This is a genomic window from Peptacetobacter sp. AB845, from assembly GCF_047528295.1.
Classification (GTDB): Bacteria; Bacillota; Clostridia; order Peptostreptococcales; family Peptostreptococcaceae; genus Peptacetobacter.
Genome location: NZ_CP180001.1, coordinates 2,360,452 through 2,382,624, shown reverse-complemented (window position 1 = coordinate 2,382,624; position 22,173 = coordinate 2,360,452). Strand labels below are relative to the sequence as shown.

Below are 22,173 nucleotides of genomic sequence, written 5' to 3'. Positions count from 1 at the left end.
TAAAATTATTAGGAGAAATAGTATGTTAAAAGAATTAGAAGAAATGAGTAAAGGACAAAAGTTATATAATTATGAATGTAAGTCTTGTGGATTTGAAAAAGGAGTACCAGAATTTATAGTAGAAGAATTAAGACAAGATGCATTCTTTTCATCAGGAGCGATAGCTTCGCTAAATGAAAAAAATATGCCAGAATTAATTTGTCCTAATTGTGGAGCTAAATTTGAATACAAAAAAACTGACGACCGTTAGGTGTCAGTAAAGGTACTGTCACAAGAACACCTTTTAAAGGTGTTCTGTGGCAGTATTTTTTTATACAAATTATTTTTATAATTATTAAGTTATAAAGTTTGTGATAAATAATAATAAACTCTTTTGATGTTATAAATATACAGAAAAATAGCTGATACAAGATATATCAGCTATTTTAACTTATAAGAGGTATGGTTTTGATTTATATTATAAATAATTGAACTAGGCTATATTGAAATGAACTGCAAGAGCAGAGTTTCTTTCTTCACGAGATAGAGTATGTCCTTTTCTCATTATTATAGAATAACGTTTTCCGTCGATGAAAAATAAAAGAACTTTTTCATCTCCAAAGTTAAATTCTCTATATCTATCAAATTTTGTATTTCCAAGTTCAAGAAGTTCTTTTGAACTTATGCTGTTATAGTCAAGTTTGAAGCTTTTATCAGCTTTGAATATAACACTTAGTGGAGTTTTAGCTTCTCCTTCTTCATATAACTCATGCTTTTCTGCTATCATTTCGTTCTGAGCATCAGATAATGTTACAGGTATGAATGCACCATTTTCGTCTTTTAAAAGACCTCCATTTATATCCTGTTTGTATACTACATGAACGTCAGCTTTAGGTACATCCATCATTTTTTCAAAGTGAACATACTGTCCAGCATTTTCTATAAATCCTTCATTTCTTATTTCAAGGAATCCATCTATTTTTCCTAAGCAGAAAGTAGAGATAGAATCTTTAGCAAATTTATTATTGAATGGTAATATTGTAAGCATATCACCTTTATCTTCTAAAACTATTGAATAATCAAAAGCGTAAAAATCTTTATCTTCCATTCTTAAAAAATTGTACTGTACTATATTTCCTTTCAAAGTCGCCATCTCCTTTTTTTTATTAAGTATGTGTATAAGTGTGTAATTATTTAAATGTGTTACTCTTATTACTCCTTACAAACTAATAATAACATAAAAATAATAAATGTGCTACAATAAATAACAAAAAAATAAATAAAAATTTGAAAAAAATAATTTATAGGACATAAATAGTGTAACTGAAATGAATTTATTCTTTTTAATATTTACAAAATATAAAAATATGCTAATATTAAAGTATGAAAAAATTAATATATTTCAATGAAAAATTTTATGAATAAAAAATTATTTATTGAATAAAAAATCAATAACACATAAAATACAGGGCTAAGGATATAAAAATGGGAAAGGTTTATCTGGGGTGTAATTATGGAAAGTTATAATAATGTAATAATAGAAAATTCAAAGGGAGAGAAAGAAATAATTTCTATTGATAAAATTAAATATATGGAAGCGGATAGAAGAAGGCTAAAGCTAAATATTGGCAATGGAAAAAATTATTATATAAAGGTGAAAATTTCTGACTTTGAAAAAGATTTGGATAAATATGAGGGATTTATCAGGGTTAGCAGGAGTTATATTATAAATGTTATACATGTAGAGCATTGGAAAAAAAGAGTACGGGTAATAGGTGAAAAAGCTATTAGTATAAGTCCTAGAAGATATACAGATTTTGAAAAAGAAATTTTAAAAGTTGGAAAAGTGTTAAATAAAGAATAAATAAAAATCTATAAAATACAATGTATGGCTGCTTATATTGAAATAAATTGCAAATATATGATATAATGAGGGTTAGTTTAGGTCAAAAATTAAAAAAATTAATATATATGGAGGATAAAATATGAGTATGATACATAAGTATTCAATGAATGGATACAATATAGTTTTAGATGTTAACGGCGGATCTGTTCATGTTGTTGATGACGCTGCATACAGAGTATTAGATTTTTACAAAGAAAATACTAAAGAAGAAACAGTTGAATTATTAAAAGATGAATTCACTAAAGAACAGGTAGAAGAAGCTTGGGATGAAATAGCTAACTTAGAAGAAGAAGGTCTTCTTTATACAGAAGATAACTATCAGTTCCACCCAGCTTTTGTACATAGAGAACCAGTAGTAAAAGCACTTTGTTTAAATGTTGCACACGATTGTAACTTAAAATGTAAATACTGCTTTGCTAAACAGGGTAACTTCGGTGGAAAACCTGAATTAATGAGCTTTGAAGTAGGTAAAAGAGCGTTAGATTTCTTAGTTGCCAATTCAGGAAGTAGAAGAAATCTTGATATAGACTTCTTCGGTGGAGAGCCACTAATGAACTTTGAAGTTGTAAAACAGTTAGTAGAATATGGAAGAAGCATAGAAAAAGAACATGGAAAAAATATGAGATTCACTATAACTACTAATGGACTATTATTAAATGATGAAATAATAGATTATGTAAATGAAAATATGCACAATGTTGTACTTAGTTTAGATGGAAGAAAATCAGTAAACGACAACATGAGAATGACTATAAATGATAAAGGAAGCTACGATGTAATAGTTCCTAAAATGCAGAAATTAGTAGAAAAAAGACCAAAAGATAAATACTACTATGTAAGAGGTACTTTCACTAGAGAAAACTTAGATTTCTCAAAAGATATACTTCACTTTAGAGATTTAGGATTTGAACTTACTTCTGTTGAACCAGTTGTAGATGATGAATCAAATCCATTTGCATTAAGAAAAGAAGACTTACCACAGATATTTGATGAATATGAAAGATTTGCAGCTGAACTAGCTGATAGACAGCTAGCTGGAGATAAATTCAAATTCTTCCACTTTATGGTAGATTTAACTCAGGGACCATGTGTAATAAAAAGAATAACTGGATGTGGTGCAGGTAATGAATACCTATCAATAACTCCAAATGGAGATATATACCCATGTCATCAGTTCGTTGGACAGGAAGAATACATAATGGGTAATATAATGGACGAAAAAATAGAGTTCCCAGAAGAGCTTCAGACAATGTTCAGAAATGCTCATGTATATAATAAAGAAGAATGTAAAAAATGCTGGAATAAATTCTACTGTTCAGGAGGATGTCATGCAAATGCATTAAACTTCAACGGAGATATAAATAAACCATACGATTTAGGTTGTGAAATGCAGAGAAAACGTACTGAATGTGCAATAATGATACAGGCTAAATTAATGATGGAAGGTCAGGACAACGAATAATGATAAAGCCATTTTGCGGTATAGAACCACAGATAGAAGAATCTGTATATGTATCAGAATCTGCTGATATAATAGGGAAAGTAAAAATAGGAAAAAATTCTAGTGTTTGGTATAACTCTGTAATAAGAGGAGACGATGAGGAAATAATTATCGGCGAAAACACTAATATACAGGACGGATCAGTACTACATGGAGAAGAAAAAACTATAATAGGTAATAATGTAACAGTTGGACACAGAGCAATTGTACATGGAGCTAAAATAGGAGACAACTCTCTTATAGGAATGGGAGCTATAGTTTTAGATGGTGCAGAAATAGGAGAGCATTGTCTAGTTGGAGCAGGAGCATTAGTTACATCAAATAAGAAGTTTGAAGACGGTATGCTAATAATAGGTTCTCCAGCAAAGGCTATAAGACCATTAACTGATGAAGAAAAGAAAAATTTAGAAAAAAGTGCAGAATTATATGTAAAAACTGCAAAAGAACATAAATAAAGTTTAGAAATATTAGAGATGGGATAATTTTCCCATCTCTTTTTTATTTATCTGTGCGAGAGAATGCCAATATATGATAAAATAAAATTAAATATATAAAAGATGGGCGGTGAAATAATGAGAATAAGTTATAGACATATAAAAAGATACAAAGAAATTGCCCAGGTTATGGTAAAATACGGATTTAGTTTTATTATAGAGAGAATAAATAAAGAAGGATCTGGAAGTAAGATAGACGTATCATCTTCAGAGCCAAAGGACGATATAAAAAATATGACATCTGGTCAGAGATTGAGACTGGCACTTCAAGAATTGGGACCTACTTATATAAAAATGGGGCAAATTCTTAGTACTAGACGGGATCTTTTAGACCAAGATATGATAGATGAATTGGTAAAGCTTAGAGATGATGTTGAAACATTTGATACAGATATAGCGATGGCTATAATAGAAGAGGAAACAGGCAGAAGTATAGATGAGATTTTTTCTGAGTTTGATAAGGAACCAGTAGCGGCTGCATCAATTGGACAAGTATATAATGCAGTATTAAAAGATGGAGAAAAAGTTGTAATAAAAGTTCAACGTCCTGATATAGAAGAAACTATAAAGTCCGATTTAGAGATATTAAAAAGGGTATCTGGCTCAATACAGGATATTATAAAAGATTACAATATCGATATGAAGGATATGTTGGAAGAACTTTCTAGCCAGTTATTAAGAGAATTAGATTATAATTTTGAAGCTGTAAATGCAGTGAAAATGAAAGGTATTTTCAAGAATAGTGACGAGGTATACATTCCAGAGATGCATATGGAATATACTACTAAAAGAATCCTTGTAATGGAAAGAATAGAGGGAATAAAACTAAGTGATATAGATTTGATTAGAGAAAAAGGATGGGATACTAAAAAGATAGCTCATATAGGAGTTAAGGCATTTTTAAGACAGGTATTCGATTATGGATTTTTCCATGCTGACCAGCATCCAGGAAATATATTTGTTCTAAGTGAATCTCAAATTGCATATATAGACTTTGGTATGATTGGAATGGTTGATAATAGAACACTTAATTTCTTAAATAAGTTTGCACTAGCTGCATCAGAAAAAAATATAGATAAGATAGTTAGGGTTCTTACTGAAATAGATGCAATAGGGGATGAAACAGATGTAGAGGGATTCAAGGGTGAAATGCTATATATGATTCATTATTATTACGATATACCTCTTGATAGAATAAGTATAGGAACAGTACTAAATGAGATTTTTAGATTCTTTAGAAAGTATAAAATAACAATGCCACCTCAACTTATAACACTAGCTAAAACAGTAATTACATTAGAGGGAACTGCCAGAACTCTTGATCCAGAGTTTTCAGCGAGAGAAATTAGTAAGGCATTTATAAAAAATTACTATAAAAACAGAATCAATCCTAAAAATATTGCTATGGAAGCAAGAGGAAATATTGAAGATATAGCTCTTGATTTAAAAAATCTTCCAAAACAGATAAAAAATGTTCTTAGAATAATAGAAAAAAACAATGTAAAAATATCTGTAGAAGAGGTAAAAATGACTAGAATAGAGGATTGCATAAAAGAACTTACAACTCAAATGACAATGGCATTGGTTCTTGCATCAATAATAGTAGGTTCATCACTTATAATCGCATCTCCTAATATAGAAAAAAATATGGGAATAAAATATATGGCTATTGCTGGATTTTTCATATCATTTATAATAGGGCTTATTTTAGTCATAGAAATTGTAAAGGTAAAATTAAAGAAGAGGTAAGATTGGGGGGAAGTATATGAAAAAGTGGACTCTAATACATAGAGGAAAGCCAAAGCTAACGGACGAAACAGAAAAGTTTAGACTTTCTCCAGAGATATCTCAAATTCTTGAAAATAGAAATATAAATTCTGAAGAAGAGATAAAATTATTTACTAATCCATCTTTAGATTATTTAAGAGACCCATTTTTAATGAAAGATATGGGAAAAGCTGTAGAGCGTATAAAAAAGGCTATGGATTCTAATGAAAGAGTTTGGATATATGGAGATTATGATGTAGACGGTGTTTCATCGACATCTGTTTTATTAACTTACTTTAGGTCTATAAAATTTGAGGTTAGATACTATATTCCGAATAGATTAGAAGAAGGATATGGAATAAATAAAGAAGCTATTGAATATATAAATTCTGAAGGATGCGATTTAATAATAAGCGTAGACTGTGGGATAACTTCGGTATCAGAGGTTGAATATGCAAATGAATTGGGTATAGATATGATTATTACAGATCACCATGAATGTCAAAGTGAGATACCAAATGCCTATGCTGTAGTCAATCCAAAACAGGATGACTGTAATTATCCATTTGATATGCTTTGTGGATGCGGTATAGCTTTTAAGTTGGTGCAGGCGCTGACACCCAAAGAAATATTTAAAACAACAGTTTACGATTATATAGAAATTGCAACATTAGCTACTATATGCGATATAGTACCATTAGTAGATGAGAATAGAATAATTGTAAAAAATGGGCTAAGAGCTATGAAAGATGGACATAATTTAGGTCTATCTGAACTTATAAGAGTCTGTGGAGTTGATAAAGAAAAAATAGGTTCTTCACATATAGGTTTTACAATAGGGCCTAGAATAAATGCAGCAGGTAGACTCGGATTTTCTAATTTAGGAGTTGAATTATTTACAGCGACTAATCAAGATGAGGCTCATGAAATAGCATTAGCACTAGATGAAAAAAACAACGATAGACAGATGATAGAGATGAAGATTCATCATGAAGCTGAAATGATAATAAAAAATGATCCTTCTTATGAAGATGACAAGGTTATTGTTTTAGCACATGAAGGTTGGCAGCACGGTGTAATAGGGATAGTTGCATCGAAGCTTACTGAAAAATACTATAAGCCTACAATTCTTATGTGTATAGAAGATGGAGAGGCAACAGGTTCTGCAAGGTCTATAAAAGGCTTTAGTATATTTGATGCTTTAACGGAATGTTCAGATATACTTACAAAGTTTGGAGGACATGAACAGGCAGCAGGTCTTAGTATAAATGCTGATAAAGTACCAGAACTTAGAAGGAGAATAAACGAATCTGCGGATATAAACCTTACAGAAGAGGATATGATTGAAGAAATTAAAGTAGAGTATGAGCTAGATGAAAAATCTGCAAACTTTGATTTAATTGAAGAACTTAGAAAATTAGAGCCATTTGGTATGAGTAATCCAACTCCAAAATTTATTTTGAGAGATTGTATACTTAGAGATATGAGATTTATGGGACAAAATAGACAACATATAAAGCTTGAAATAGAAAAAGATAATATATTTGAATGTGTTGGATTTAATGCAGCTCATTTGATTGACGGCCTTAAAAATGGAGATAGGATAGATGTATTGTTCCAATTAGATGAAAATACATTTATGGGAAAAAGGAAATTACAACTTTTAATTAAAGATTTGAGGCTTGCATATCCAAAATCTGCTACTACAAATATGGATGCTGTAAAGTTGATGAATGTATTAGTTCCTGAAGATGAAAAAAGTACATACAATGTGGAAAATTTAGAAAATGGAAATTGTGAGAGTTTAAATATAGAAGGTGAAAGAGTAGAAAATATATTTGATTTTATAGAAGGAGAGAGTCTAGTAATAGCAAATTCTATAAATGGATTTTTTAGAGCTAAATCAGATTTAACTCTTTTAGAAGAAGAATTGGAAATATATTTTAAAGAAATAGATGAAAATAATAAAAAGCATTCAAAAATACACCTTATATTCTCACCTAATATTGATAAAATAGACGTAAAAAGATATAATAATATTATTCTTTATGATTATTTGTATACTAGGGATGACTATATCAATTTATACTCTAAAGTGGAAGATAAGTCTAAAATAATAAAAAATTATAGTGAAATCGACAAAATTTATATAAAGAGCATAATGGAAAATATAGTGCCAACTAGAAATGAATTTGTAAATATTTATAAATATATAATAAAAAATAGAGGAATTAAGTTTAGAATAGACGATACAATGAATTTATTTAAAATGATTCCACTAAAATTATTTGCAATTATCAAGATTTTTAAAGAGCTTGGACTATTCAAGGTGGAAGTTGATGACCGTGATTTTGTAAATATTGAAATGCTACCTAAACCAGAGAGCAAGCTCGATTTAAATAGAAGTAAAATTTTAATAAACTTGAATCAAATTAGAGAAAAATCAAGAAAAATTTATAATGTTTAAGTATTGGAGGAAAAAATATGAACTTAGAATCTAAAATAAGAAATATACAGGACTTCCCAAAACCAGGTATAGGATTTAAAGACATAACAACTCTATTAAAAGATGGAGAAGCTTTTAAAGAAGCAATAGACAAAATAGTTGAAAATTTAAAGGACAAAGATATAGATTATGTCGTTGGGCCTGAAGCTAGAGGATTTTTATTAGGAGCACCTGTTGCTTATGCATTAGGTGTAGGATTTGTACCTATAAGAAAACCAGGTAAATTACCTGCAGAAGTAGTTAGCTTTGAATATGATTTAGAATATGGAACAGATAAAATAGAAATGCACAAAGATTCAATAGAAGAAGGTAAAAAAGTAGCTATAATAGACGACTTACTAGCAACTGGTGGAACAGTAGAAGCAGCTACTAAATTAATCGAAAGCTTAGGTGGAGAAATAGTATCTATACAGTTCTTAATAGAACTTGAATTCTTAAATGGTAAGGAAAAATTAAAAGGATACGATGTTGAATCAATAATAAAATACTAATCAATAGATTAGTCATACGGATGGAACGGAATAAGGTGGTTTTATGCAGGGAAAGAAGAAAATAGAAGGCATAAAGTTAAAAGATGCCGAAAGAAATGAAAGAACGTTAGAAGTTCTCGCCGATACTTCTGTTGAATCAGACAAAGAACTTATTGAAATATTAGATAAGGTAAAATCATACGCTCCAAATGGTGATTTAGAAACCATCATAAAGGCGTATAAATTAGCAAAATATGCACATAGAGATCAAAAAAGAAAATCGGGAGAACCGTATTTTATACATCCATTAGCTGTTGCAAACATAATATGTGACATGCAGTTGGATATAGAAACAGTATCTGGTGGGCTATTACACGATGTAGTAGAAGATACTGAGTACACATATGAAGATATAGAAAGTATTTTTAATAAAGAAATAGCAGATCTTGTAGACGGTGTTACAAAACTTGGGAAAATAAAATATCGCTCAAAAGAGGAAACACAGTCAGAAAATTTAAGAAAAATGTTTTTAGCTATGGCTAAGGATATAAGGGTTATACTTATAAAATTAGCGGATAGACTTCATAATATGAGAACACTTAATTATATGGATCCAGAAAAAGCTAAGTATAAAGCTACTGAAACACTTGAAATATATGGTGGTATCGCTCATAGACTTGGTATATCCAAGATAAAATGGGAGCTAGAAGATTTAGCTTTAAGATATATAGACCACGATGGATACTATGAATTAGTTGAAAAAGTATCTATGAAGAGAAGTCAGAGAGAAGAAAATATAGCAAGAATAGTAAACTGTTTACAGGAAAAATTTGCTGAAATGGAAATTCCATGCGATGTTTATGGTAGACCAAAACACTTCTATAGTATATATAGAAAAATGAAAAATAAACATAAATCATTTGAAGAGATTTTTGACCTTACAGCAGTCAGAGTGTTAGTTGATACAGTTAAGGACTGTTATGCTGTATTAGGTGTAGTACATACTTTATGGAAGCCAATTCCAGGAAGATTTAAAGACTATATAGCAATGCCAAAGCCTAATATGTATCAGTCACTTCATACTACGGTTGTTGGGCCAGATGGTGAGCCTTTAGAAATTCAGATAAGAACGCATGAAATGCATAATATAGCAGAATACGGTATAGCTGCACATTGGAAATATAAAGAAGGTATATCTAATTCAAAAGAAGATAAGATAGAAGAAAAACTTCAGTGGCTAAGACAGATGATGGAATGGGAAAAAGATTTAAAAGATCCTCATGAATTCATGGATGCATTAAAGGAAGATGTATTCTCAAGTCAGGTATACGTATTTACTCCTCAGGGGGATGTTATAGAGCTTCCAGCAGAATCTACACCTATAGACTTTGCCTATAGAGTACATACAAATGTAGGTAATAAATGTGTTGGTGCAAAAGTTGATGGAAGAATGGTCACATTAGATTATAAATTACAGAATGGTAATATAGTAGAAATATTAACTTCTTCTAACTCTCCAGGGCCAAGTAGAGACTGGTTAGGAATAGTAAAAACTCCAAATGCAAAGAGTAGAATAAGACAGTTCTTCAAAAAAGAGAGAAGAGAAGAAAATATTGAACGTGGTAATTCAATACTTGAAAGAGAATTCAAAAAACATGGATTACCAACTACAAAAGATTCTGTAATAGATAAAAATATGCTTATAATAGCTAAAAAATTCAACCAGCCAAATGTTGAAGATTTAATAGCTACAGTTGGATATGGTGGAATAATGGCATCTCAGGTTGTTACTAAGCTTAAAGAGCTTTATACAAGAGAAATGAGACAGGCTATGAAAGAAAAGAAAGCTAGTCTTTCTGAAGATATAGAAAAACATAATATAAGTGATGCAGAGTACAGTAAGAAAAGAAAGAAAACTCCTTCTCAGGGAATAATAGTTGAAGGTCTTGATAATATATTAGTTAGATTTGCTAAATGTTGTAATCCACTTCCTGGTGATGAAATAGTAGGTTATATAACTAAGGGAAGAGGAGTTGCTGTTCATAGAGCGGACTGTGTAAATGTAAATCCAGATGATGAATTCTTTAAAAAGAGAATGATAAAAGTATCTTGGGATGGAGAAGGAAAAGATAGTAACAGTACATTCGAAGCAGAAATTCAGATAAAAGTTGTAGATAGAAGAGGAATTGTAAACGAAATAACTCATATCGTAGCAAATGAAAAAATAGGCTTAAATGGAATAAATGCTAGAAAAGGAAAAGACTCTGAAGTTACTATAAATCTTTTAGTTGAAGTAGAAGGAACAGAGCAGCTTGATTATATAATGAAGAAAATAAAAGCAGTTCCGGGAGTTGAAAAGATTTATAGAATGACAAATTAATTTAATTATAAATTAGGAGAATTTTAATATGAGAGCTGTTGTACAGAGAGTATCTCGTTCAGAAGTTACAGTTGATGGGAGAACAACAGGAAAGATAAATAAAGGACTTCTTGTTTTATTAGGTGTAACACATGGAGATACTTCAAAAGATGTAGATTATATAGTTGATAAAACTATAAATCTTAGAATATTTGAAGATGAAAATGACAAAATGAATTTATCTCTAAAAGATATAGATGGGGAAATATTAGTTGTTTCTCAGTTTACTCTTTATGGTGACTGTAGAAAAGGACGTAGACCAAGCTTTACAAATGCGGCTGCACCTGAAGAAGCAGATAAGCTTTATCAGGAATTTGTTAAGAAAGTTTCTGAACAGGGAATAAATACAGAAACTGGTGAATTTGGAGCACATATGATGGTTGATTTAGTAAATGATGGACCTGTAACTATACTTTTAGAATCAAATAAATCTTTTTAGGGGGATAAAATAGTGGAAATTAAGAGAATTGACGATTTTTATACATCAACAAATGTATATATAATATCAGATGAAGAAACTAAAGAGGCTGCAGTTGTGGATCCAGGTGGTAGTCCAAATGAGGTTATAGAGTATTTAAAAGAAGAAGGATTAGATTTAAAATATGTAGTTCTTACTCATGGACACGCGGATCATATAGGATATGTTAAAGATATATTAGAATACAAAAAAGTTCCTGTTGTAGCTCATAAAGATGAAAAAGATATGTTAAACAATGCTAGCCACAATTTAAGTGATAGAATGAGATGTGGAAAAACTGAATTTGACGCTGATATATATGTAGATGATAGAGATAGTTTATATTTAGGAAAAACAAAACTTTTATTCATACACACTCCAGGACATACTGAAGGTGGTATGTGTATAAGAACAGGAAACAATCTATTAACAGGAGATACTCTATTTAGAGGAAGCATGGGAAGATGTGACCTTTATGGTGGAGATGAAAGAAAAATGAAAAAATCTCTTAATAAGATAAAAAAATTCGAAAATGAATTAGCTGTTTATCCTGGTCATGGAGAACCTACTGTACTTGGACAGGAAAAAGAAAATAATCCTTATCTTACAACTAGATACATTGGAGAATAAAGTAAATACACTATGCGAGGGCTTCATGCCTTTGCATAGTGAATTATTATGTATAAGGAGAAAAAAATGCTAAAAGTAGTATTAAGAGGGCATGACTATGAATATGAGGTTTCTGAACTTATAAAATTATTCACATCAGAATTTGAATATGTAGAAGAATTACAGGATTATGAAGAAAAATTCTTAGTCAATAGCATAGAAATAAATGGAAAAAAGGTAATATCTAAGACTGAAATCCATGAAAAATGTAATTTAATAGGAGAATTTGTTGAACAGAAAGAATTTGAGAAAGATTATTCTGAGCTAATAAAAGATTCTAATAATTACGCTGAATTCGTGGAAAAATTAGAAAGAGAAGATTCTCTCGCTGTAAAAAAAGCAGCTAGATGGAGCATTAAAAAAAGTATGTTCCAAGCATTAAAACAGATTATGCCAGATAGCTATGTGCCATGGGGTGATTTAACAGGGATAAAACCAGTTAAAATAGTTCACAATCTAATATCTGATGGAATGGATGATTCTCAGGTTTTAAATTATTTAAAAGAAGAGCATTTCATAACAGATGAAAAGGCTGAGCTAGCACTAGATATAGCTAAAAGAGAAAGAGGATTTATTTATCCATTAAGCGATAAGAAAATCTCTCTTTATGTAAGTATTCCTTTCTGTCCAACTAGATGTTATTACTGCTCATTCCCATCTAACTCAATTCAAAAGTATGGAAATCTTAGAAGAAAATACGTTGAAAGACTTTTAGATGAGGCTAGAGGAACTGCAGAAATAATAAAAAATAGAGGTTGGGAAATAGAAACATTCTACATAGGTGGAGGAACACCGACAGCTTTAGAAGCAGAAGATATGGATTATATGATAGAAAATCTATTTAAAATCTTTGATTTCAGTAAAATAAAAGAATTTACTGTTGAAGCTGGTAGACCTGATACTATTACAGAAGAAAAATTAAGAGTACTTAAAAAACATGGAGTAAACAGAATAAGTATAAATCCACAGACTATGAACGATTCTACACTAGAAAAAATAGGTAGAAAACATAGTGTGGAAGATATAAAAACTTGTTTCAAAATGGCTAGAGAGCTAGGATTTGACAATATCAACATGGATATAATATTAGGTCTTGTCGATGAAGATGCAGAAATGGTTAAAAACACACTTGAGGAGATAAAGAAATTATCTCCAGAAAGTTTAACTGTTCATACACTAGCAATAAAAAGAGCATCTAAGCTAAATATGGATATGGATTCTTATAAGGAAAATCTTACTCAGTATAAAGAAATGATCAAAATGATAGATATTTCTATGGAAGCTGCTAAGGAAATGAACTTAAATCCATACTATATGTATAGACAGAAAATGATGCTAGGAAACTTAGAAAACGTAGGATACGCTAAAGAAGGATATGAGTGCATCTATAATATGCAGATGATGGAAGAAAAACAGACTAATATAGCTATAGGGGCTGGAGCTGTTTCTAAATTTGTATACCTAGATGAAAATAGAATTGAAAGGGTAGATGACGTTAAAAACCTTGAAATATACCTTGATAGGGTTGAGGATATGATTGAAAAGAAAAAAAGAGAGGTGGAGAAAAATGCTAACTAAAGCACCAAGAGGAACAAAAGATATAACTCCTAAAGACTCGTACAAATGGAATTATCTTGAAAATAAATTTAGAGAAATATGTGCACTTTACGGATATCAGGAAATGAGAACTCCTATATTTGAACACACAGAACTATTCCAAAGAGGTGTAGGTGATACTACAGATATAGTTCAGAAAGAAATGTACTCATTTAAAGATAAAGGAGATAGAGAAATAACTCTAAAACCAGAAGGAACAGCTGGGGCAGTAAGAGCATTTATAGAAAATAAACTATATGCTGATACTCAGCCAACTAAAATGTTCTACATAACTCCTTGCTTCAGATATGAAAGACCACAGGCTGGTAGACAGAGACAGTTCCACCAGTTTGGTATAGAAGCTATAGGAAGTGATAGCCCATCAATGGATGCTGAGGCTATAGCATTAGCAATGCAGTTCTTCAGAGAATTAGGACTAAAAGACTTAAAAGTTAGTTTAAACTCTGTTGGATGCCCAGTTTGTAGAAAAGAATACGATAAAAAACTAAGAGAATACTTAGATTCAAAATCAGAAGTTCTTTGTGATATGTGCAACGAAAGAAAAGAAAAAAATCCTATGAGAGTTATAGACTGTAAAAATCCTCAGTGTAAAGAGGCTATAACAGACATACCTTATATGATAGACAATCTTTGTGATGACTGTAAGGCTCATTTTGCAGAACTTGAAGAATATCTAAAAGAAATGGAAATACCTTACGAAATAGATAAAACTATAGTTAGAGGATTAGACTACTACAAGAGAACAGCATTTGAAATAATAGCTGAAAACATAGGTGCTCAGAGCACAGTTTGTGGTGGGGGTAGATACGATGGTCTAGTTGAGCAGCTAGGTGGACCTAAAGGAACTAGTGGAATAGGATTTGCTCTTGGAGCAGAAAGACTTCTTCTTACTCTTGAAGATGCAGGAATAGAAATAGAAAATCCTCAGTCTACAGATATATTTATAGTTACTATAGGTGATGAAGCTAAAAAGAAAAGCTTCGGTCTTTTAAAAGAATTAAGAGATAATCACATAAGTGCTGATAAAGATCACTTATCAAGAAGTGTTAAAGCTCAGTTTAAATACTCTGATAAGATAAATGCTAAGTTTACAATAGTTATAGGTGATGATGAACTTAAAAACAACGAAGCATCACTTAAAAACATGGCTACATCAGAACAGCATACTGTAAAACTTAGTGAACTTGTAAAAGAACTAAAAGAAAGATTATAAAGAAAAGGCTGTTGCAATTAATTTTGTAGCAGCCTTTTTTATTTTTATATTGAGTAAATATGTTAGTTAAATGTTGAAATTTCAACGATGCAACTATCAGTTGACAAATTTGTTAGTGCAGTTGGTAGTATGATTTTAAGAATTTTGGTAAGATAAGACCATAGAAATAGATATCTAAAGGGAACGATATATCGACCAAGTTAAAAGAGGTGAGTAAGATGACATTATCAGAAAAAATAATGAGTTTGAGAAAAAAGAACGGATGGTCACAAGAGGAACTAGCAGAGAGATTAGATATATCTAGACAATCTGTATCAAAATGGGAAAGTGGAGAATCAATACCAACTCTTGAAAAAATAATAAAAATTAGTGAAATATTTGAAGTATCTACAGACTATCTTTTAAAAGATAATTTTAAAGAAGAAAGGTTTGATAGTAGTGAAAGCTCAATATATATGAATAAAATTGAAGAAAATTCATATATAAATAATAGAAATATATCATCAGATATAGCTATAGATAGAATAATCAGTGAAGAAAAAGCTAATGAAAATGTTATAAAAAGAAGAAAGACTAGTTTTGAAGAGGTTTCAAATTATATTGAACTAGCAGAAATTACTGCAAAAAAATTTGCTAGAGCTGTTATGAGTTGTATTTTATCACCAGTAATGTTGGTGCTTTTGACTGGATTTGCAGAACAAAATAAAATCCCAATAAAAGAAGATCATGCTGCTATGATTGGGTTAATAATACTTTTAATTATGGTTGCTAGTGCGGTATCAGTATTTATAAAATATGGAATGAAAATGGATAAATTTAAATACATGGATAGACCAATAGAAGTGGATTCAATGTCTTTAAGATTTGTTGAAGAAAAGAATGATAATTTTGAAGGAAAGTTGCAACAGAGTATGGCTTTTGGAGTAGCGCTATTCATAATAGGGGCTATTCCTCTTATTGCAGCAGGAGCATTAGATGCAGAAGAATATATAATGGTAATTTGTGTAGCATTGCTTTTAGTACTGATTTCAATCGGGGTTAATATGATAGTTAAAGCTGAGATGCTAAGAGAAGGATATGAAAAAGTGTTGCAAATTGGCGAGTATACAGTAGAAGAAAAGGAAAATAATAGAAAAAATGAGCATTTAGATACAATATATTGGTGCACAATAGCAACTATATATTTAGCATATAGTTTCTACACATTTAGTTGGCATATAAGTTGGGTAATTTGGCCTTGTGCGGGTGTGTTCTATGCTGTAGTGGAAGCTATAACAAAAGTGGTAAGAAAAGTATAAAAATATTAAAAATAATAGAATAAAAAAAAGATGTTCTCAAAAGTTAATTGAGACATCCTTTTTACTTTATAATTGTAGCTGCATAGATATTTCGTCGTCGTATTTTCCATCTATGCAAATATAGTCTTTTTTTATTCCTACAGTTTTAAATCCGTATTTTTTATAAAGATTTATTGCAGCACTATTTTCCCGTCTTACAGATAGAACTATATTTTTAATATTTTTTTCTTTTGCAAACTCTATAATTTCATCTGTTATAGCATTTCCAATTCCCATTCCCCAAAAATCTTTACGAACTGTTATAGAATATTCTACATTATGAGATAATCTTATTTCAGCAGAAGAATTAAGTTCAGCCACACAACAAAGTACATTGTCTATAAAACCTAGAATCATGATAGTTTTGCTATTTCTGTTTATATTTGAGATTACTATCTTTTCTTCGTATGGTGTTACAAAGTATTCATCTGATGAAAAAGATAGATTTTCACTTTCATCTGAAGTAACTCTAAAGAAATTAACAACTGTTTCAGCATCAGATGTAATAGCATTTCTAAGTAACAGATTATCCCCATTTAAAAGTCTGATTTCCTTTTCAAAATAAAAAGGAGATTCAACTTTTGAAAAATCATTCATAATAATACCCCCAACTTAAATTTACCAAAATTAATAATATCAAAGAGGATATACTATGTCTACAATAGATATATAGTTAACATTAATACAATTATAGATATTTCAAATATAAATATAAATTTAAAGAATTAATCTTAACCAAGGTTCATTTAAAAAAGTATTATTTTTCATGTTTCCTCCTATATCTCAAAAAATGAGAAATATGTTATAATATTAAAATATGATAATAAAAAACTTATCAAAGCAATTATAACACATTGTATTCACAATAAAGTGTTAATAGGATATAATATATACTATATGCAATTTATTAAAATGTAAAAGAACAATTGCTAATTTATTAGCTTGATGTTCAGTAAATTGGAAAGAATACTCGGACTTTTGTCAAGGGAGATTCAATATAGTCAAAATGAGGACGGAGGTAATAAGTTTGGAAACAATAAAAGGTCTAAAAAGAAGCTGCTATTGTGGCGAATTAAGAGCTGAAAATATAGGACAGGAAGTTGTACTTATGGGATGGGTACAGAAAAAGAGAAATCTTGGAGGTCTTGTATTCGTTGATTTAAGAGATAGAGGCGGAATATGCCAGATAGTATTCGATACAGATGTAGATAAAGAAGCTTTTGAAAAAGCTGAAAAATTAGGTTCAGAATATGTAATAGCTGTTAAAGGGGAGGTTAGAGAAAGACAGTCTAAAAACCCTAACATGCCAACAGGAGATGTTGAAGTATTCGCAAATGAATTAAGATTACTTAACAAATCAGAAACACCACCAATATACATAAAAGATGACGATGATGTTTCAGAAGCATTAAGATTAAAATACAGATATCTTGATCTTAGAAAACCAAAAATGCAGAGAAACTTAATGTTAAGACAGCAGGTTACTAACATAGTAAGAAGATACTTAACAGAACAGAACTTCTGTGAAATAGAAACACCATTCTTAGTTAAACCAACTCCAGAAGGTGCAAGAGACTACTTAGTACCAAGTAGAGTTAATGAAGGTAAATTCTATGCATTACCACAGTCACCACAGTTATTAAAACAGTTACTAATGGTTTCTGGTATGGATAGATACTTCCAGATAGTAAAATGTTTCAGAGATGAAGACTTAAGAGCTGACAGACAGCCAGAATTCACTCAGATAGATACAGAAATGTCTTTCGTTGAAGCAGAAGATGTTATGACAATAATGGAAAAAATGGTTCAGGAAATATTCAAAGAAACTATAAATGTTGATATAGAACTTCCTCTACCAAGAATGACTTACGCAGAAGCTATGGATAGATACGGTTCAGATAAACCAGACACTAGATTTGGATATGAATTTGTAAACATAACTGACTTAGTTGAAGGATGCGGATTCAAAGTATTTGCTGACTGTGCTGTAAAAGGTAAGAGTGTTAGAGGTATAAATGTTGAAGGAATGGCTGAAAAATTCCCAAGAAAACAGATATCTCACTTAGAAGACTGTGCTAAAACTTACAAAGCAAAAGGTCTTGCATGGATGAAAATAACTGAAGAAGGGGTAACATCTCCAATAGCTAAATTCTTCAGTGAAGAAGAATTAAATGCAATAGTTGAAAGAATGAACGGTAAAGTAGGAGACTTACTTCTATTTGTTGCTGATAAAGATTCTATAGTTTACGACGCATTAGGACAGGTAAGACTTGCAGTTGCAGATAAATTAGGAATATTAGAAGAAAAGAAAAATCAGTTCAACTTCTTATGGGTAACAGAATTCCCACTATTTGAAGAAGATGAAGAAAATGGAAGATATGTTGCTAAACACCATCCATTTACTTCTCCATTAGATGAAGATATAGATAGACTTGATACTGATGAAAAAGATACATTAAGAGCAAAAGCATACGATATAGTATTAAATGGATACGAAGTAGGTGGAGGATCTGTGAGAATATCTGATTCTGAAGTTCAGAAAAAAATGTTCGCAGCTCTAGGATTAAGTGAAGAAGAAGCTTACAACAAATTCGGATTCTTACTAGATGCTTTCAAATACGGTGCACCACCACACGCTGGTATGGCATTCGGACTTGATAGATTAGTTATGCTACTTGCAGGAGTTGACAACATAAGAGAAGTTATAGCATTCCCTAAAAACCAGAATGCTATATGCCCAATGACAAATGCTCCAGCTCCAGCAGAAGATGCTCAGCTTGAAGAATTAAGCATAAAAGTAGATATAAAAGAAGAAAACTAAATTGTAAATATTAAAATAAATATAGACAAATTTAGCTAAAAGATATATAATACTTATTACAAAATAATAATACTTCTCGAAGGGGAGTAGCTTACACAGATAAGTGCAGTTGGTCGTCAATACAGCATATATGCTCGGTCAACTGGCGAGGATAGAATGTTAACCTTGATAGCGAGACCTTCAAAATAGACAACGGTTTATTTTGAAGGTTCGTATCAAGGTTTTTTTATTACTCAAAATAAATCAAGACGAATTAAAAAAAGAAATCATATCTATTAGAGAAGAAAAGGAGGAATACTTATGTTTTATCAGAAAAATTATGAAGAAGTTTTAAAAAACTTGGAGTCTAGTGAAAACGGTCTAAGCCAAGAAAAAGCAAAACAGCTTTTAGAAAAACATGGCTACAACGAATTACAGGAAAAAGACAAAGTACCTGTATGGAAACTATTTTTAGAAAGCTTTAAAGATCCACTAGTTATAATACTTCTTATAGCTGCAATAGTTCAGATTGCACTAGGTGAGACTATGGAATCTTTAATAATATTTGCAGTTATAATACTTAACAGTATACTTGGCGTTGTTCAGACAAAGAAAGCAGAAAGTTCATTAGACAGTTTAAAAGCTTTATCTGCACCAAACGCAAAGGTTATAAGAGATGGAAATAAATTAACTATACCTGCTAAAGAATTAGTACCAGGGGATGTAGTAATACTTGAAGCAGGGGATTATGTACCAGCAGATGGTAGATTAATAGAAGCACAGACATTAAAATGCGTTGAAGGAATGCTTACAGGTGAATCAGAACCAGTATTAAAACACACAGATGTTATAGCAGATGAATCTCCTTTAGGAGACCAGAAAAACATGGTATTCAGTGGTTCTATGGTAGTTTACGGTAGAGGAACATTTGTAACAACTGGAACTGGTATGAACAGTGAAATGGGTAAAATAGCAGGACTACTTGAAAATGCAGACTCAAAACTTACTCCACTTCAGCAGAATATAGAAGCTTTCAGTAAAAAATTAGGTGTTGGTATAACATTACTTGCATTATTAATATTCGGAATACAGGTTGGTAAAGCATTTATAATGGGAACAGGAAATATGGGTGAAGTAGTACTTAGCTCATTTATGTTCGCAGTAGCAATAGCAGTTGCAGCAATACCAGAAGCATTATCATCAATAATGACTATAGTTTTAGCAGTTGGAACAAATAATATGGCTAAAAAACAGGCTATAATAAGAAAACTTCCTGCAGTTGAAACACTAGGTTCAGCAAAAGTTATATGTACAGATAAAACTGGTACACTTACTCAGAACAAGATGACAGTAGTAGATTTATACATGAATGGAACTGAATCAGAAGTTATGAATTCAGCAGAAAGCTACGAATCTAACGCACATAGCAGATTACTTACATTATGCTCAGTATTATGTAATGACTCTGCAATAGGTAGTGAAGGTCAGGAAATAGGTGACCCAACAGAAACAGCTTTAATTAACTTTGCAAATAAAAATGGATTAAATTACGAAGATATAAGAAATGAAAACCCTAGAGTTGAAGAATTACCATTCGACTCTGATAGAAAATTAATGACAACTGTAAATAAAACTAGAGATGGATACTTTATGTTTACAAAAGGTGCTCCAGACATAATATTCTCTAGATCAAAATACGTTTTAATAAACGGAGAAAAGAAAGAACTTACAGATGAAATAAAACAGCAGTTTAGAACTCAGAACGAAGGATTCTCAAATAGAGCGCTAAGAGTTTTAGCATTTACATATAAAGAAGTAGAAGAAGGATTTGCTCCTTCAATAGAAGATGAAGACGATTTAACTTTAATAGGTCTACTTGCAATGATAGACCCTCCAAGAGCAGAAGTAATAGATGCAGTTGCAGAAGCTAAAGAAGCTGGAATAAAAACAGTTATGATAACTGGTGACCACAAAACAACAGCAGCTGCAATAGCTAGAGAAATAGGAATAATGGAAGATGGCGACCTTGCTTTAACAGGTCAGGAATTAGACGCACTTACAGAAGAAGAACTAGATGAAAAACTAGAAAAAATAACTGTATACGCAAGGGTTTCTCCAGAAAATAAAATAAGAATAGTAAGAGCTTGGCAGAAAAAAGACTGTGTATCAGCTATGACAGGTGACGGTGTAAATGATGCCCCAGCTTTAAAACAGGCTGATATAGGTATAGGTATGGGTAGTGGTACAGATGTTGCAAAAGATGCAAGTGATATGGTATTAGTTGATGACAACTTTGCAAGTATAGTAAATGCAGTTGAAGTTGGTAGAACAGTTTATAGCAATATTAAAAAATCTATAACATACTTATTTGCAGGTAACTTCGGTGCGATAATAGCTATATTATTTGCGGTATTTGCTAACTGGACAAATCCATTTACAGCATTACAGCTTTTATTCATAAACCTTGTAAATGACTCACTTCCAGCAATAGCATTAGGATTTGAACCAACAGAAAGAGGAACAATGAAGAGAGCTCCAAGACCAGCGAATGAAGGTATATTAGCTGATGGAACAATGCAGCGTGTAGTATTCAGAGGTATTGTAATAGGTATAGTTACAATAATAGCTCAGTACATAGGAATGCAGGTATCTCCAGAATTTGGTGTAGCAATGGCATTCTCAACATTAATATTTGCAAGAACATTACAGACAATAGCAAGCCGTTCAAATGTAGATCCTGCAGTAAAAATAGGATTCTTTTCAAATAAATACGTTATAGGCGCTATGGTAGTATGTTTCTTATTATACTCAATAGTATTAATCCCAGCAGTAAGACCAATATTCTCAATACCACTAGGATTTGGTATGCAAGAACTTGGAATATGTATAGGACTTGCATTAGTATCAACTCTTGTAATGGAAGTTGGTAAAATATTTATGAGAAATTCAGTTAAATAATTTAATAGATAGAAAAATCCACAACAAAAAAATAGGGAGCATAATGCTTCCTATTTTTTTGTTAAATTTAATTAAGTGAT

Annotated in this window: 17 protein-coding genes; 15 read left to right on the top strand and 2 right to left on the bottom strand. The window is 30.9% G+C overall.

The genetic code is table 11. From position 1 onward, the window contains the following. Window positions 1-22 precede the first annotated feature (22 nt). Window positions 23-250: a hypothetical protein gene (locus ACK2WO_RS11235; protein ID WP_414697468.1), complete on the top strand. Its 228-nt coding sequence runs from the start codon at window positions 23-25 to the stop codon at window positions 248-250. A gap of 222 nt (window positions 251-472) precedes the next feature. Here ACK2WO_RS11235 and ACK2WO_RS11230 read toward each other — a convergent pair whose 3' ends face one another. After that, window positions 473-1,123 (bottom strand): hypothetical protein, encoded by a 651-nt coding sequence (locus tag ACK2WO_RS11230; RefSeq protein WP_414697907.1) that lies wholly within the window; start codon window positions 1,121-1,123, stop codon window positions 473-475. 369 nt (window positions 1,124-1,492) lie between these two features. On the opposite strand from ACK2WO_RS11230, the gene ACK2WO_RS11225 reads away from it, so the two are divergent. The 12 genes from ACK2WO_RS11225 (at window position 1,493) to ACK2WO_RS11170 (ending at window position 16,296) form a co-directional block, all read left to right on the top strand. After that, window positions 1,493-1,843 carry a LytTR family transcriptional regulator DNA-binding domain-containing protein gene (locus ACK2WO_RS11225; protein ID WP_414697906.1) on the top strand — a complete coding sequence of 117 codons (351 nt, stop codon included), beginning with the start codon at window positions 1,493-1,495 and terminating at the stop codon, window positions 1,841-1,843. A 121-nt stretch (window positions 1,844-1,964) separates the two neighbouring features. Further along, a complete protein-coding gene (gene scfB / locus ACK2WO_RS11220; RefSeq protein ID WP_178411598.1) occupies window positions 1,965-3,347 on the top strand; it encodes a thioether cross-link-forming SCIFF peptide maturase in 1,383 nt (460 codons plus the stop codon). Continuing rightward, window positions 3,347-3,841: a gamma carbonic anhydrase family protein gene (locus ACK2WO_RS11215; RefSeq protein ID WP_414697905.1), complete on the top strand. Its 495-nt coding sequence runs from the start codon at window positions 3,347-3,349 to the stop codon at window positions 3,839-3,841. Before scfB ends, ACK2WO_RS11215 begins: the two co-directional genes overlap by 1 nt. A gap of 117 nt (window positions 3,842-3,958) precedes the next feature. After that, window positions 3,959-5,629 (top strand): ABC1 kinase family protein, encoded by a 1,671-nt coding sequence (locus ACK2WO_RS11210; protein ID WP_414697904.1) that lies wholly within the window; start codon window positions 3,959-3,961, stop codon window positions 5,627-5,629. A gap of 16 nt (window positions 5,630-5,645) precedes the next feature. Beyond that, window positions 5,646-8,114, top strand: coding sequence for a single-stranded-DNA-specific exonuclease RecJ (recJ, locus tag ACK2WO_RS11205; RefSeq protein ID WP_414697903.1), 2,469 nt, complete (start codon window positions 5,646-5,648; stop codon window positions 8,112-8,114). 17 nt (window positions 8,115-8,131) lie between these two features. Then, window positions 8,132-8,644 (top strand): adenine phosphoribosyltransferase, encoded by a 513-nt coding sequence (locus ACK2WO_RS11200; protein WP_178412938.1) that lies wholly within the window; start codon window positions 8,132-8,134, stop codon window positions 8,642-8,644. Between the two features lie 43 nt (window positions 8,645-8,687). Then, the gene (locus tag ACK2WO_RS11195; protein WP_414697901.1) at window positions 8,688-11,003 is read left to right on the top strand and encodes a RelA/SpoT family protein; all 2,316 of its coding nucleotides are present in this window, start codon (window positions 8,688-8,690) and stop codon (window positions 11,001-11,003) included. Between the two features lie 28 nt (window positions 11,004-11,031). Continuing rightward, window positions 11,032-11,481 (top strand): D-aminoacyl-tRNA deacylase, encoded by a 450-nt coding sequence (gene dtd, locus ACK2WO_RS11190; protein ID WP_414697900.1) that lies wholly within the window; start codon window positions 11,032-11,034, stop codon window positions 11,479-11,481. Between the two features lie 12 nt (window positions 11,482-11,493). Next, on the top strand, window positions 11,494-12,129 hold the full coding sequence (locus tag ACK2WO_RS11185; protein WP_178412937.1) for an MBL fold metallo-hydrolase: 636 nt from the start codon (window positions 11,494-11,496) through the stop codon (window positions 12,127-12,129). Window positions 12,130-12,195: 66 nt separating this feature from the next. Next, window positions 12,196-13,746, top strand: a complete 1,551-nt coding sequence (gene hemZ, locus ACK2WO_RS11180; protein ID WP_414697899.1) for a coproporphyrinogen dehydrogenase HemZ — start codon at window positions 12,196-12,198, stop codon at window positions 13,744-13,746. Next, window positions 13,736-14,998: a histidine--tRNA ligase gene (hisS, locus tag ACK2WO_RS11175; RefSeq protein WP_178412935.1), complete on the top strand. Its 1,263-nt coding sequence runs from the start codon at window positions 13,736-13,738 to the stop codon at window positions 14,996-14,998. The genes hemZ and hisS overlap by 11 nt, the downstream gene beginning before the upstream one ends. Window positions 14,999-15,216: 218 nt before the next feature. Beyond that, window positions 15,217-16,296: a helix-turn-helix domain-containing protein gene (locus tag ACK2WO_RS11170; RefSeq protein ID WP_414697898.1), complete on the top strand. Its 1,080-nt coding sequence runs from the start codon at window positions 15,217-15,219 to the stop codon at window positions 16,294-16,296. 66 nt (window positions 16,297-16,362) lie between these two features. Here ACK2WO_RS11170 and ACK2WO_RS11165 read toward each other — a convergent pair whose 3' ends face one another. Continuing rightward, window positions 16,363-16,932 (bottom strand): GNAT family N-acetyltransferase, encoded by a 570-nt coding sequence (locus tag ACK2WO_RS11165; RefSeq protein ID WP_178412933.1) that lies wholly within the window; start codon window positions 16,930-16,932, stop codon window positions 16,363-16,365. A 430-nt stretch (window positions 16,933-17,362) separates the two neighbouring features. Between ACK2WO_RS11165 and aspS the strand changes: the two genes are divergently transcribed. Together aspS and ACK2WO_RS11155 are read left to right on the top strand one after the other, a co-directional pair. Next, window positions 17,363-19,156, top strand: coding sequence for an aspartate--tRNA ligase (gene aspS, locus ACK2WO_RS11160; protein WP_414697897.1), 1,794 nt, complete (start codon window positions 17,363-17,365; stop codon window positions 19,154-19,156). A gap of 300 nt (window positions 19,157-19,456) precedes the next feature. Then, a complete protein-coding gene (locus ACK2WO_RS11155; protein ID WP_414697896.1) occupies window positions 19,457-22,093 on the top strand; it encodes a calcium-translocating P-type ATPase, PMCA-type in 2,637 nt (878 codons plus the stop codon). Window positions 22,094-22,173: the final 80 nt, after the last annotated feature.